The sequence below is a fragment of the Paenibacillus pasadenensis DSM 19293 genome (genome assembly GCF_000422485.1).
Taxonomy (GTDB): domain Bacteria; phylum Bacillota; class Bacilli; order Paenibacillales; family Paenibacillaceae; genus Paenibacillus_O; species Paenibacillus_O pasadenensis.
Genome location: NZ_KE383851.1, coordinates 74,801 through 88,304 on the forward strand (window position 1 = coordinate 74,801; position 13,504 = coordinate 88,304).

16 protein-coding genes are annotated in these 13,504 nt (G+C 63.8%); 13 read left to right on the forward strand and 3 right to left on the reverse strand.

Features of this window, described 5'->3' with window-relative positions:
* The first annotated feature begins 5 nt into the window (after positions 1-5).
* The 3 genes from H582_RS0117285 (at position 6) to H582_RS28230 (ending at position 3,230) form a co-directional block, all read left to right on the forward strand.
* The gene (locus H582_RS0117285; RefSeq protein ID WP_028599519.1) at positions 6-1,289 is read left to right on the forward strand and encodes a DNA polymerase IV; all 1,284 of its coding nucleotides are present in this window, start codon (positions 6-8) and stop codon (positions 1,287-1,289) included.
* A gap of 86 nt (positions 1,290-1,375) precedes the next feature.
* The gene (locus H582_RS0117290) at positions 1,376-1,612 is read left to right on the forward strand and encodes a ferredoxin (RefSeq protein WP_028599520.1); all 237 of its coding nucleotides are present in this window, start codon (positions 1,376-1,378) and stop codon (positions 1,610-1,612) included.
* Between the two features lie 136 nt (positions 1,613-1,748).
* A complete protein-coding gene (locus H582_RS28230; protein WP_052333382.1) occupies positions 1,749-3,230 on the forward strand; it encodes a L,D-transpeptidase in 1,482 nt (493 codons plus the stop codon).
* A gap of 17 nt (positions 3,231-3,247) precedes the next feature.
* On the opposite strand, the gene H582_RS32055 is transcribed toward H582_RS28230, so the two are convergent.
* Positions 3,248-3,388 carry a hypothetical protein gene (locus tag H582_RS32055; RefSeq protein WP_153783321.1) on the reverse strand — a complete coding sequence of 47 codons (141 nt, stop codon included), beginning with the start codon at positions 3,386-3,388 and terminating at the stop codon, positions 3,248-3,250.
* Positions 3,389-3,594: 206 nt separating this feature from the next.
* On the opposite strand from H582_RS32055, the gene H582_RS0117305 reads away from it, so the two are divergent.
* The 5 genes from H582_RS0117305 to H582_RS28235 all read left to right on the forward strand — a co-directional run bounded on the left by H582_RS0117305 (position 3,595) and on the right by H582_RS28235 (position 7,161).
* Positions 3,595-4,692, forward strand: coding sequence for a quinone-dependent dihydroorotate dehydrogenase (locus H582_RS0117305; RefSeq protein ID WP_028599521.1), 1,098 nt, complete (start codon positions 3,595-3,597; stop codon positions 4,690-4,692).
* 18 nt (positions 4,693-4,710) lie between these two features.
* Positions 4,711-5,529 carry a GTP diphosphokinase gene (gene yjbM / locus H582_RS0117310; RefSeq protein WP_028599522.1) on the forward strand — a complete coding sequence of 273 codons (819 nt, stop codon included), beginning with the start codon at positions 4,711-4,713 and terminating at the stop codon, positions 5,527-5,529.
* A 99-nt stretch (positions 5,530-5,628) separates the two neighbouring features.
* Positions 5,629-6,429 (forward strand): pseudouridine synthase, encoded by an 801-nt coding sequence (locus H582_RS0117315; RefSeq protein WP_028599523.1) that lies wholly within the window; start codon positions 5,629-5,631, stop codon positions 6,427-6,429.
* Positions 6,430-6,719: 290 nt separating this feature from the next.
* The gene (locus tag H582_RS32060; RefSeq protein WP_153783323.1) at positions 6,720-6,860 is read left to right on the forward strand and encodes a hypothetical protein; all 141 of its coding nucleotides are present in this window, start codon (positions 6,720-6,722) and stop codon (positions 6,858-6,860) included.
* Positions 6,823-7,161, forward strand: a complete 339-nt coding sequence (locus tag H582_RS28235; protein WP_052333383.1) for a CD3324 family protein — start codon at positions 6,823-6,825, stop codon at positions 7,159-7,161. The genes H582_RS32060 and H582_RS28235 overlap by 38 nt, the downstream gene beginning before the upstream one ends.
* Before the next feature lie 112 nt (positions 7,162-7,273).
* On the opposite strand, the gene H582_RS32065 is transcribed toward H582_RS28235, so the two are convergent.
* Both H582_RS32065 and H582_RS0117330 read right to left on the reverse strand, forming a co-directional pair.
* Positions 7,274-7,372 (reverse strand): YjcZ family sporulation protein, encoded by a 99-nt coding sequence (locus tag H582_RS32065; RefSeq protein WP_127464540.1) that lies wholly within the window; start codon positions 7,370-7,372, stop codon positions 7,274-7,276.
* Between the two features lie 130 nt (positions 7,373-7,502).
* Positions 7,503-9,188 carry a DEAD/DEAH box helicase gene (locus H582_RS0117330; protein ID WP_028599524.1) on the reverse strand — a complete coding sequence of 562 codons (1,686 nt, stop codon included), beginning with the start codon at positions 9,186-9,188 and terminating at the stop codon, positions 7,503-7,505.
* 222 nt (positions 9,189-9,410) lie between these two features.
* Here H582_RS0117330 and H582_RS0117335 point away from each other — a divergent pair, with 222 nt between their 5' ends.
* The 5 genes from H582_RS0117335 to H582_RS0117355 all read left to right on the forward strand — a co-directional run bounded on the left by H582_RS0117335 (position 9,411) and on the right by H582_RS0117355 (position 13,488).
* Positions 9,411-9,620 (forward strand): YwbE family protein, encoded by a 210-nt coding sequence (locus H582_RS0117335; protein ID WP_028599525.1) that lies wholly within the window; start codon positions 9,411-9,413, stop codon positions 9,618-9,620.
* Positions 9,621-9,627: 7 nt separating this feature from the next.
* Entirely contained in the window at positions 9,628-9,939 is a 312-nt protein-coding gene (locus H582_RS0117340) for a hypothetical protein (RefSeq protein ID WP_028599526.1), read from the forward strand.
* A gap of 152 nt (positions 9,940-10,091) precedes the next feature.
* Positions 10,092-10,697 (forward strand): nitroreductase family protein, encoded by a 606-nt coding sequence (locus tag H582_RS0117345; RefSeq protein WP_028599527.1) that lies wholly within the window; start codon positions 10,092-10,094, stop codon positions 10,695-10,697.
* Between the two features lie 176 nt (positions 10,698-10,873).
* The gene (locus H582_RS28240; protein WP_052333384.1) at positions 10,874-11,890 is read left to right on the forward strand and encodes an alpha/beta hydrolase; all 1,017 of its coding nucleotides are present in this window, start codon (positions 10,874-10,876) and stop codon (positions 11,888-11,890) included.
* A complete protein-coding gene (locus H582_RS0117355; RefSeq protein WP_028599528.1) occupies positions 11,878-13,488 on the forward strand; it encodes a helix-turn-helix domain-containing protein in 1,611 nt (536 codons plus the stop codon). Before H582_RS28240 ends, H582_RS0117355 begins: the two co-directional genes overlap by 13 nt.
* Positions 13,489-13,504 lie beyond the last annotated feature (16 nt).

The following is a 13,504-nucleotide window of genomic DNA, read 5'->3' on the forward strand; positions in this document are numbered from 1 at the left end:
CTCTCATGGAGAAGCGGGAAGAGGGCCGGGAGGCGCGGAAGGGACGGGTCGTCCTGCATCTGGACATGAACGCCTTCTACTGCTCGGTCCACGAGGCCGAGGAGCCGGAAAAATACGCCGGCAAGCCGACGGCGGTAGCGGGCAGCGTGGAGCTGCGCAAAGGCATCATCGTCACCTGCTCGTATCCGGCCCGCGCCAAAGGCGTGCGCACCGGCATGACCGTCCGCCAGGGACTGCAGCTCTGTCCCGAGCTGATGCTGATCCGGCCGGACTTCGACCTGTACCGGCGCTATTCCCAAGGCTTCCGGCAGATCGCCGCCTCCTATACGCCGATCATGGAGACGGTGTCGATCGACGAATGCTACCTGGACATCACCGGCTCGTCGCTGTTCGGGTCCCCGCTCGAGATCGCGGAGACGATCCAGCGCCGCATCCGGCTCGAGTGGTCGCTGCCGTGCTCGGTCGGCATCGGCCCGAACAAGCTGCTCGCCAAGATGGCGTCGGACATGAAGAAGCCGTCGGGCCTGACGGTGCTGCGCATCCGCGACGTGCCGCGGCTGCTCTGGGACAAGCCGTGCGACCAGCTGTTCGGCATCGGGCGCAAGACGGCCGACAAGCTGCGCAAGCTGAACATCCGCACGATCGGCCAGCTCGCGGCGGCGGACGAGACGCTGCTGCTGTCGCAGTTCGGCGTGTACGGGCCGCATATGAAGGAGGCCGCGAACGGCATCGACCGCTCGCCTGTGCGCGAGACGAAGGAAGCGAGCAAGTCGGTCGGCCATACGACGACGCTGCCCGCCAACGTCTCCGCCCGGCCGGAGATCCACCGCGTGCTGCTCAATCTCGCCGACCAGACAGCGCGCCGCATGCGCCGCAAGGGCTTCGTCGCCGGCTGCGTGCAGATTACGGTGCGGCTGCCGGACATGACGACCTATACGCGCTCCCGCACGCTGGACAAGCCGCTCGAGGACGCGGCGAGCATCCATCGCGAAGCCTGCCGCCTGTTCGACGAGCATTGGCCGCGGCCGGAGCCGGTGCGGCTGCTCGGCATTACGCTCCAGAGCCTGCAGCCCAAGGACAGCGCGGCGGTGCAGCTCGATCTGTTCGAATACGAGCAGGAGCCTCGGCGGGAGGCGCTGACCAAGGCGATGGACGCGCTGCGCGACAAGTTCGGAGAGAGCGCCGTGCTGACGGCGGGCATGCTCGGAGAGGATCCGTCGGCGCTCATCCGCAACCGCAAGCTGCGCGGCACCTCCTTGCAAATCGATGAGGATTTTGTTATAAATTGATGTGTACAGACAGGCTGATAACGGGTAAGAATACTCTTATCCGATTATAAGGGCCACAGGCTTCATTTATTGGAGGAGGGAACACCATGGGCAAATATACATGGGTCGATAAAGACACCTGCATCGCATGCGGAGCATGCGGCGCGACGGCCCCTGATATTTACGATTACGATGACGAGGGTCTCGCCGAGACGATCTACGAAGGCGACGGCAACACGGGAACGAAGATCATTCCGGACGATCTGTTCGACGATCTGCAGGACGCGTGCGACGGCTGTCCGACCGACTCCATCAAGATCGCCGACGAACCGTTCAACCTGTAAATCATCGACGCTCTCATGCCGCCTGCCCGGATACCCGGGCAGGCTTTTTCGCGGTTCGGGACCGCGGCCTCATGGAGACGGCGCGCCGAATTGCCGATAGTACACCTTGAAGGGCGCACGGAAGGAGCGGATGCGGGTGGACGAAAAGGAACAAGGCGGAAGCGGAGGCGGGCCGCAGGAAGGGGAGACCGCCGCGCGGCAGCGGCTGGAGGAGCTCAAGCGCTATCTGGCCTCCAATCCATCGAACCGGATGGCTTGGTTTTTGCTGGGCAAGACCTACGCCTCGCTGGGCAAGGAAGGAAAGGCCAATTACTGCTATCTGCGATCGGGTCCGATCTACGAGGCGTATGAGAACGAGCCTCATCCGTTCGAAAATCTGGCCGCCGAGGACTGGCTGGACCGCTGGAACGAGCCGCGGCGCGGGGGCGTCGCCAGAACGGCGCTGCGCGCTGCCATCTTGATCGCGGCCGGCCTGGCGCTGCTTCCGGCGGCGTCCTGGGCGCCGGGAACGGCGCTGCCGGCGACGGTGGACAAGCCCGGCGGACAGCCGGCTGCCGTCTCCAAGCCGGCGCAGCGCGACGGGGACGGGAGCGGCATCGGCATTGGCATAGTATGGGTCGACGGTCGGAGCTTCCCGGAAGGCGCGGCTGCCGCCGTCGACGCCTTGTCGCGAGCCGGTGGAGAGGATCGGGCGGTCGCAGCGACGCTGCCGGAGGCGGGCTCGCATTATCGCTGGCGATCGGAAGCGGCGGGAGCGGCGCTGGCCAGCCGCGCGTCTGGCGGGGACTACCTCGTGCGGGAGCCGGCCGGCCAGGAAGAATGCGGCTGCGAGAGCGGACTGTCGGCGGAAGCCGACGAAGCCGTCCGCTCCGAGAAGGCGCTGCAGGAGCAGCGCTGGTCCGTCGTGAGCGGCATCCGGAGCTTCGAGCGGCGATACGGCAAATGGCCGGCCCGCCTGGAGGACCTGCTGCGTCCTTACCCGGACAATATCCTCGCCGGCCGCGCAGACGGCATGGAGGAGCGGTTCGACGGCTGGCTGAAGGAAGCGAAGCAGCCGGCCGAGCCCGCTGCCACCGGAGCGGCCGGAGGGGCGCCTGGCGGGGCGGCGGCCGGACAGGCGACGGGCGGAGCTTCGGCCGGCCGCGGGCGTCTGGCTGCGGCGATGGCAGAAAGCTTCCGCATCGTCGTCGATACGAAGGCCCGCCGGCTCGCCGTCTTCAGCGGCCCTGTCGCGGTGCGCGTCTATGCGGCCGGGCTTGGGGGCGAGCGGACGCCGCTCGGCCGCTTCGAGATCAGCGAGAAGGTCCGCAATCCGAATGGAAGCTCGACCGGCAGCTTCGGCAGCCGCGGCATGACGCTGTCCGACACGCGCTATGCGATCCACGGAACCGACGAGCCGGACTCGATCGGCAAGGACGAGTCCCTCGGCTGCGTGCGGCTCGGGCGGGACGATGTGGAGGAGCTGTACGACCTGGTGCCGATCGGCACTCCGGTCACGATTCAGGAGGGCGGCTTGGAGCGGCTGCAGCCGGAATCCGGACAGCCGAAAAAGAGCCGCTACCGGGTCGAACCCGCGGCTCTCGAGGAGAATCCGGGCAAGCGGTACGACTGGCTGTAAGCCCGTCGTCCGAGCGCTTAGGAATATACGATCAGCAGCACGATCATCGCGACCGCGACGACGCCGAATACAGCCGAAAAGACCGCGATCGCCTTGCGGTTCGGCTGCTCCTTTTGAACCTGCTTCATCGCCGGAGGCTTCCGTTTTGCAGCGCTCATCGTGTTCATCCCCTTTCCGATCAGCCGGCACCGCCGTCTGTCTTCCTATTGTAATCGCTTGCGCGCCGGACGGGCAATAGCCCCTGTCCGAGATAGCGGAAGTTGCCGGCTGCAAGCGCTCGCTTTCGCAGCCGCTCTTTCCTTTTGAGGCGGAACGCGATAAACTGAAGGGCAGAGCATTTTCTGTAGGAACGGGAGTGAAGGGGTTGCTGTATCAATCTTTTCTGAAGCCGGTGTTCTTCCGCATGGACCCGGAAAAAGCCCATCATCTGGTCATCGACGGGCTGCATCAAGCATCGCGCGTGCCGGGCATGGCCGCGATGCTGGAGAGCTTGTACGGCGTGCCTGATCAGCCCGAGCTGCGCATGGAGCTGTTCGGCCTGGACTTCCGCCATCCGGTCGGCCTCGCCGCCGGACTGGACAAGAACGCGAAGTCCGTCGCCGGATTTTCCAGCATCGGATTCGGCTTCATGGAGGTAGGCACGGTGACGCCGCTCGCCCAGCCGGGCAACGAGCTGCCGAGGCTGTTCCGGCTCCCCTCCGACGAGGCGCTGATCAACCGGATGGGCTTCAACAACGACGGGGCGGACGCGATGGCCGGACGGCTCGCGGCGCTGGGGCGGCGCACGGTGCCCGTCTGGGTCAATATCGGCAAGAACAAGACGACGCCGAACGAGCTTGCCCACGAAGACTACATAACCTGCATCCGCAAGCTGCATGAGCATGCCGACCTGTTCGTCGTCAACATCAGCTCGCCCAATACGCCGGATCTGCGCGCGCTGCAGCACGGCGACGAGCTGCGCACGCTGCTCGCGGCGGTCACGTCGGAGATCGCCTCCCAGGCGTCCCGATCCGGCTCGCGGCCGAAGCCGGTGCTCGTCAAGATCGCCCCGGACATGACCGGCGACCAGCTCGCGCTGACGGCGGAGACGATCGCGGCGAGCGGCGTCAGCGGCATCATCGCCACCAATACGACGCTGAGCCGCGACGGGCTCGGCCATGCGAGCCGGAGCGAGGCCGGCGGCCTCAGCGGCAAGCCGCTGCGGGAGCGCTCGACGGAGGTCGTCTCCGAGCTCTACCGGATGACCGGCGGCAGGCTGCCGATCGTCGGCTCGGGGGGCATCTTCACGGCGGAGGATGCGTACGCCAAGATCAAGGCCGGAGCGTCGCTCGTGGAGATCTACACCTCCATGATCTATCGCGGTCCTGGCATCGTCAAGGACATCGCGGCTGGACTCGGCGCGCTGCTGCGCCGGGACGGCTATCGCTCGATCAAGGAGGCTATCGGCGCCGATCATCAATGACAGACAGGAGGCGGACGGATGGACGGCCGGGATTGGAATCTTTTTTTGCAGCCTTATGAACAGGCAGTCGAGGAAATGAAGGTCAAATTCAAAACGCTCCGTTCGGAATTGAAAGCCCGGGAGTCCTACGCTCCCATCGAATTCGTCACCGGCAGGGTGAAGAAGATCTCCAGCATCCTCGACAAGGCGCGCAGGCTGAACGTGCCGATGGAGCAGCTGGAGACCGGCATCGAGGACATCGCCGGCATCCGCATCATGTGCCAGTTCGTCGACGACATCACGCGGGTCGCCGCGATCGTCCGCTCGAGGCAGGATCTGAAGCTCGTCTACGAGAAGGACTACGTGACGAACTACAAGGACAGCGGCTACCGCAGCTATCATATGATCGTGGAATATCCCGTGCAGACGGCGCTCGGATTCAAGAAGGTGCTCGCGGAGATCCAGATCCGCACGCTGGCGATGAATTTCTGGGCGACGATCGAGCACTCGCTCAATTACAAGTTCAAGGAGAGCCTGCCCGATGACGTGAAGCTGCGCCTGCGCAAGGCGGCGGAGGCGGCGTTCAACCTCGACAACGAGATGTCGAGCATCCGCAGCGAGATTCTTGATGCGCAGATCGGCTTCGAGGAAGGCTCGAATATCGTCAACAAGGTGCTGAGCGACATCCAGGACCTGTATTTCTACCGCAAGGTGCGGGAGGCGGTCCAGTTCCAGCTCAAGTTCAACGAGCTGTGGGAGCAGGGCGACACGTTCGGCCTCAAGCAGCTGTCGGGCGAGATCCAGTCGTCGCTGCACAAGGCGCGCAAAAGCCCGCCGCAGGCCGACGAGCTCGAATAAGCCGCGCCGATCGCGCGGCCTGCAAGAAAAAGATCGCTGGCGGAGCCGCACGAGGCTCCGCTTTCTTTTGGCGGGAAACGAGAAGAAGGAGGGAGCGCCATGAGCCGAAGAATCAGGCTGGACAAGCTGCTGTCGAGCATGGGGCATGGATCGCGGGCTGAGATCAAGCGGATCGTCAAGGCCGGCCGGGTCGCCGTCGACGGACGGACCGAGAAGGACAGCGGCAGGGTCCTCGATCCGGAGCAGGAGAAGGTGGAGCTGGACGGGCAGGCGGTCCTGTTCCGCGACAAGATCTATCTGATGCTGCACAAGCCGCCAGGCGTCATCTCGGCGACGGAGGACGGGCGCGAGCGCACGGTGATCGACCTGCTCGCGCCGGAGGATCGGGTGCTGGAGCCGTTCCCGGTCGGCCGTCTGGACAAGGATACGGTCGGGCTGCTGCTGCTTACGAACGACGGCCAGCTCGCTCATGAGCTGCTCGCCCCGCGCAAGCATGTGCCCAAGACGTACGAGGCGCTCGTGCGGTCGGCCGAGCCGGTCGGAGAGCGCGAGGCGGAGCTGTTTCGCAGCGGGATCGAGCTGGACGACGGCTATGTGACGATGCCGGCCGAGCTGGAGACGCTCGGCTGCAAGGAAGCGGGCGCGGACGATCCCGGAGAGGAGACGGACGGCGGCGCGCTGTCGTCCGTCCGGCTGACGATCCGCGAGGGCAAGTTCCATCAGGTGAAGCGCATGTTCCAGGCCGCGGGGGGCCGGGTCGTCCATCTCAAGCGGGTCTCGATGGGACCGCTCGTCCTCGACGATCGGCTGCCGATCGGGACGTACCGGGAGCTGACCGAGGCGGAGCTCGCCTCGCTGCAGCCGGACGCGTTGAAGGCGTATCGGGAGAACCTGCGGTAAAAAACAGCTATAGCCAAGTTGTTTCTTGCCGAAGCCTGGCAAGGTATGGCTTAATATAGATGTCGGGCCGACACATCCTCTACTGGAAGGAGGCTGATAGAAATGGATCAGGCATACGAGGTGGTCTCCGCCTAACGGCGGAGACCCGTGCCAGAAGGGAGGCCGATGGCCTCCCTTCGTTTTTTTTTTCGGTCCAGCAGGAAATCTGTCGTTCGCAAACGAATACAATTGGAATGGCGATATCGCCACCCCCCATCGCAGGGGCAAATTTCGAAAGGAGGAAGCACAAAATGAACAATCAAATCGTTCGTGTTGCTGCAAACGCAAAAGGCATTGTTGCCGAAAGCCGCCGTCTGGTCGTAAAGGGTCATGCAATCGAGGAGGTAGGAAACCTTGAACTACAAAAATGGAAAAGACGTGCTTCCCCCTAGCCTGCTGAAAGAGCTGCAGAAATACATCAACGGGGAATTGATCTACATCCCGAAGCAGCAGGAGCGCCGCGCCGCATGGGGCGAGCTGAGCGGATCGCGCAAGCTCATCCAGCGCCGCAACGAAGACATCTACCGCTGCTATCTGAAGGGATTGTCGCTGGCTGATCTGGAGCAGAAGTTCCACCTCTCCATCGAAAGTCTGCGCAAGATCGTCGTCAAAATGCGCGCTGCAGGCGTCCGCCTGGAGACAGCCGCCGGAGCGCCTGCCATCCGCCATGAAGGCAGCGGCGTCCACTCCTGATGCGCCCGCCGGCACGGCGGCTCGCGGAGCAGCACACCGAACCGAACTCAAGCTTAACCGCAAAGAACCCGCCTTTCCCGGAGAAAGGCGGGTTCTTTGCGTCTATGCGAGCCTACAGCAGGAAAACTTGGGAAACGATAACGAGCAGAATGAACAGCACGAGGATCGTGGCTGTGCTGGTGTAGCCTCCACCAAAGCCTGCGACGGACATGTGATTCCCTCCTCTGGCCAAGCGGCAGCCTTCGAGCTGCTTTGTACTCCAGTCTATGCCCGCCCGCCTGATTGGTCCGGGGCAAGCGCCCGGATATCCGGAAAATAGGCTTGGCACAGAGGAAGGGCCGTTACCGTCCGCGCCGTCCCTGACCGCCGCCGGAGCGGCTTCCCGGAGACGGCTTGCCGCTGCGTCCGCCCGCCTTGGCGCCCGGACGAGGCGAGGCGGAGCGTCCGCCGCCGGAAGCGGGCTTGGAGGCGCGGGAGAAGCCAGCGGAACGCGAGCCGCCTGGAGCGGGCTTGCCGCTGCGCGCGCCGCCAGCCGAGCGGGCGGAGGATCCGCGTCCTGCGGCAGCGGAGGCGCCGCGGGCGCTGCCGCCGCTGCGTGCGCCGCCGCGCGGCTCGTCGCTCCAGCTCGCGACGCGAGCTTCCGGCCTAGCGCCGGCAGCGCCGCCGCGTGCGGAGGCGCTGCGCGCCGGGCCGCGAGCTTCGTCGCGGCGGTCGGAGCCGCCGGAGCGAGCGGAGCCGCTCGAGCGGGAGGAGCTGCCGCGGCCGAATCCGGCCGCGCCGCCTTTGCGGCCAGCGCCGGCAGGGCGGGAGCCGCCGGAACGCGCGCCGCCGCGGGACGAGGCCTCGCCCGTCCGCCGCGGGCGGGCTTCCGCAGGCTCGTCCTGAGCTGCCGCCGCGCCTTGGCCGACGCCGTATTTGGAGCCGGGCACATGCTTCAGCTTGGCGCGGATCTTCTGCTCGATCGTCTCGAGGCTCGTGCGGTCGCGCGGCGTCGCGAACGTGATCGCGATGCCGGACTCGCCGGCGCGGCCGGTGCGGCCGATGCGGTGGATATACGTATCGCCGTCGGACGGAGCGTCATAGTTGAACACATGCGTGACGCCCTCGACGTCGAGGCCGCGCGCGGCGACGTCGGTCGCGACGAGCACCTGCAGCTTGGCGTTGCGGAACCGCTTCATGACCGTCTCGCGCTTGGCCTGCGTCAGATCGCCGTGCAGCTCGTCCGCCGGGACGCCGGCTTCCTGCAGCGCTTCGGTCAGCTTCTTGGCGCGCAGCTTGGTGCGGCAGAAGACGACGGCCAGGTAAGGATTCTCCGCGTCGAGCAGCGCCAGCAGCAGCGGCTGCTTGTTCCGGTCCGTCGTGTCGACGACCCGCTGCTCGATCGCGTCGAGCGTGACGGCCGCGCTGCGGATGCGGATGTCTTCCGGGTCGTCCATGTAGCGGGCGGCGAGCTGCTTGACCGGACCCGGCATCGTGGCCGAGAACAGCATCGTCTGGCGCTTGAGCGAGCATTGGTCGATGATCGCCTGAACCTCCTGCAGGAAGCCCATATGCAGCATCTGATCGGCCTCGTCCAGCACGAGCATGCGGATCGAGCTCAGCGTCACGGTCTCGCGGCGCAGATGGTCGAGCAGGCGGCCGGGCGTCGCGATGACGACATGAGGCGGATTTTTCAGCTTGCGGATCTGCGACTCGACATCCTGGCCGCCATAGGCGGCAAGCACGGATACGCCGAGCGCGGGCGCGAGCTTGGCCAGCTCGCCGCTGATCTGGATCGCCAGCTCGCGCGTCGGCGTCAGGATGAGCGCTTGGGTATAGCTTTTATTGGAATGGATGCCCTCCAGGATCGGAAGCGCGAACGCCAGCGTCTTGCCGGTGCCCGTCTGCGCCTGCACGATGGCGTCCTTGCCCTTGAGAAGCACGGGAATGGCCGTCTCCTGGACCGGAGTCGGATCCAGGATGCCCTCCTGGTGAAGAAGGCCGACAAGCTCCTCCCGGATGCCGAGGGCGTTAAAAGGGGATGACATAAGTTGAGATTCCTCATTTCTGGATAAGTGCAGCGCGGCAGAAGAACCGGCGTCTGCTTATTCCTTCAGTATAACACGCCGCCGCGGCGGGATGCACATGGCAAAAGAGCCGAACGGACGGATTTTGCCAAGCGGAGGACGTCTGTGATACTCTTTGTCGCATGAGACCCGGCCGGAAGGCGGGGAACCGACTAGGCAAGGACAAGGGAGAGAAGAAGGCATATGGCCATTCAAAAACGAATCGACATCCGCGCGGGACTGACCGTCGACATCGTGCTCAAGCAGGATCAGCGATCCGGCAAGCTGACGCGCGGCATCGTCAAGGACATCCTCACGAACTCGCCGACGCATCCGCACGGCATCAAGGTCCGGCTGCAGGACGGACAGGTCGGCCGCGTCAAGGCCATCGTGGCCTACACCGGGGAGCTGTAGCGGGCGGATGGCCTTCGGCATCGGCAGAGGAGAGCTGCTCGCCTGGAAGCAGGCGGTCGCCCGCGGCGACATCGCGCTGCTGACGCATTTCTGGATGGACGAGCGCTTCCCGGGCATGACCAGCGTCACCAAGGTCGGCTGCAGCGACCTCGGCAAGCTGGAGCGGTGGTGCCGGAGCCACGGCTTCGAGCCGCGCTACATCCACCGCCGCAGCGAATACCCGCATCTGGACCTGTTCGGCGTCCATCAGGAGCGGATCTTGACGGAAATGGGCTTGACGGAGCAGCTGAGCCGGTTCAAAATCGGCCGCTCGGGGTAAACTTGTGCAGTCGCCGACCTCGTCCGGACCGGCCTCGGAATCGGACTTGCGGGCGAGCGAAACTTGACGATTGCCTTGATTTCCCTTTTAAGTTACAATAGAAAAGTAGGTAACTTAATTCGTGGATAATTCAACTCAATGGAGGGATTCCGATGTCTTCGCAAGCATTCCTGGACGCCATCAAAAACCGCCGTTCCCTGTACGCCATCAGCAAAGAGAAAGTCGTGCCGGTCGACAAGGTGCAGTCGATCATCGAGGAAGCCGTCAAGCATACGCCGTCGGCGTTCAACTCGCAGAGCGCACGCGTCGTCGTCCTGTTCGACGAGCAATCGGACAAGCTCTGGGACTTCACGCTCGAGACGCTGCGCGTCGTGACGGGCGGCGGCGAGGGCTTCAGCTCCACCGAGGAGAAGATGGCCGCGTTCAAGGCCGGCTACGGCACGGTGCTGTTCTTCGAGGACGAGCATGTCGTGCGCAGCCTGCAGGAGCAGTTCGTCGCTTATCAGGACAACTTCCCGAAATGGAGCGCTCATTCCAACGGCATGCTGCAGCTCGTCATCTGGACGGCGCTGGAGGCGGAAGGCCTCGGCGCGACGCTGCAGCACTACAACCCGCTCATCGACGAGCAGGTGCAAAAGGAGTTCAACGTGCCGGAGAGCTGGAAGCTGATCGCCCAGATGCCGTTCGGCAAGCCGGTCGCTCCGGCCGGCGAAAAGCAGTTCTCGCCGATCGAGGAGCGCGTCAAAGTATTCAAATAAGCAGCCGATCGACCCCGGCCAGCCGCGCTCATGAGCGCGGCTGGCCTTTTTGCGCAGCTCGTATCATCCGCGCCGTCCGATTGGTATAATACGGACATAGTAGCCGGAAGCGTGTCCGGCGCGATCATCGAGAACGACGACAAGCCAGAAACTCAGGAAAGAGGACTGAACCGGACATGACGCAAGGTTTCATCTGGATTGCCGCCGCTGCCGGCGCGCTCGCCGCGCTGCTGATCGCGGCCAGCATTTATTTCTACCGCATGGCGATCCATCGTTCGCCGAAGACGTATCTGGAGGGCGACCCCGATCTGCCGCAGCTGCCGGAGCCGAAGGCCGGGGAAGGCAGCGCCGCCGACCATCAGGCATGGCTGCGCGGGCGCGCGCCGGAGGAGGCCGAGCTGCTCTCGCCGGACGGCCTGAAGCTGCGCGCTTACTGGCTGCCGGCGCCGGGCGGAAGCGCGCGGACGGCGATTCTCGCGCATGGCTATTCCGGCGAGGCCAAGCAGATGGCGGGCTTCGCCCGCTTTTACGCCGAGCAGCTCGGCTGGAACGTGCTGCTGCCGGACGCGCGCGGACATGGCCGCAGCGGCGGCGGCTACATCGGTTTCGGCTGGCCGGAGCGCAAGGATTACCTGGGATGGATCGACTGGGCGCTCGCCCGCACCGGCAGCGACGCGGAGATCGTGCTGCACGGCATCTCGATGGGCGGAGCGACCGTCTGCATGACGGCGGGCGAGGCGCTGCCGCCGCAGGTGAAGGCAATCGTCGCCGACTGCCCGTACACGTCGGTCAAGGACGAGCTGACGTTCCAGCTGAAGCGCATGTACAAGCTGCCGCCGTTCCCGTTCCTGCCGCTGACGAGCGCGCTGACCAAGCTGCTGGCGGGCTACTCGTTCGGCGAGGCGTCGGCGCTGAAGCAGGTTCGGCAGGCCAAGGTCCCGATGCTGTTCATCCATGGGGGAGCCGACACGTTCGTTCCGACCTGGATGGGCGTCAAGCTGCACGAGGCCTGCCCGCAGCCCAAGGAGCTGCTCGTCGTGCCGGGCGCAGAGCATGGCGCGGCGCGGCAAAAAGCGCCGGTGCAGTACGACGCGGCGGTGCGGGCGTTTCTGGAGCGGTGGCTCGCTCCGGATCCGCTTTCGTCGATTACGGCCATGGAGCCCGTCAGAGGTGACTTGTTATGTACAACCTGATGATCGTCGATGACGAGCTGCTGATGCGGATCGGCATCCGGAACATGATCCAGTGGGAAGAGCACGGCTTTCGCATCGTCGGCGAAGCCGCCAACGGCAAGGAGGGGCTGGAGGTCGCCTTGGCGGCCTCGCCGGATCTGATCATCACCGACATCAAAATGCCGGTCATGGACGGTCTTCAATTCATCCGGGAAGTATTGAAGCAGCGAAAGAAATGCCAGTTCATCGTGCTCAGCAATCTCGATGAGCTTCAATACGTCAAGGAAGCGCTCAAGCTGCATGTGGCCGATTATTTGATCAAAAGCGAGCTTACCTCTGCCGCGCTCATGGAGCTGCTCGCCTCCATCCGCGAGCAGCTTCAGCTTGAATCCGGACAACCGGCGAGCGCCGACCATCCGTACGACGGCTCCAGCAGCATCAGCCATAGGAAGGCCGAGTTTTTCAAGGATCTCATCAGCGGCTTCATGACCGAAAGCGAAGCCGATGCGCGGGCGGCGGACCTGCACATTCGCGTCAAGCCGGCGGATCTGATCGCGCTGACGTTGAAAGTGAATCATTTCGAAGCGATCAAAAGGAAATACGTCGAGAAAGACGAAAAGCTGCTCCGATTTTCAATCTTGAACATTCTAGAGGAAATCATCCCGTCCAAATGGGAAAAAGAAATCGTCGTCCTGAGCTCCTCGGAATATTTGATCGTCGTCAACAAGCTGGAGGGAAGCTCGTCGGCACGTCCGGACATCGAAAAGCTGTGCGCGAAAATAATCGCTTCTCTGAAGGATTTCACCAACCTCAGCGTGTCGGTCGGGGCGAGCGCGCCGGCGAGCGGCTTCAGCTCCGTCAAATCGGCGTACAAGCAGGCGGAACAAGCGCTCGGCGCTCGCTTTTTCGCCTCTGGACCGGCGACCTTCTTTTATGACGACAAGGCGGAGGAGCCGCCGCGCAAAGCAGCGAACCCCAAAATCAGCTCGGAGGAAGAGCAGCTGTTCTTCGCCATGCTGAGCTCCGCGGACAAGGAGCAGGCCGGTCGGTTTTTTGCCGGCCTCCGCTCGAAGCTGGATCAGCAGCGGCTCGACGAGAGCAGCATCCGGCTGTTCTACATCCTGCTGCTGGAGAAGATGAATGCCTATTTGTCGCTGGCCGGCAAAAGACCGTTGAGCTCCTTCAACGGGCTGTCGCCTTATGAAAACGTTCTAAAAGGGGACAGCTGGGAAGACGTCCATCACGGACTGCTGGACTATGTGTCCTGCTGCTTCGACCAGGAGGGCCGCGTTGTCGAGGAAAGCACGTATACGGGGATGGCTGTCGACCTGATCCATACCTATTTCGCGGAAGCGATCTCCCTTCAAAGCGTAGCCAGCCAAATCAATGTCAGCCCTTCCTATTTGAGCCGGATCTTCAAGCAGGAAAAAGGGGTCAATTTCGTCTCCTACCTGACCGAGGTGCGCTTGGAGAAGGCGAAAATCTATTTGCGGAGCGGAAAGCTGAAGGTATACGCCGTCGCCGAGATGGTAGGCTACCCGAACTACACGTATTTCAGCAAAATATTCAAAAAGCATGTCGGCGTCACGCCGGAGGAATATCGGGAACAAATCCATTGAATTCGAGCCGATAGAG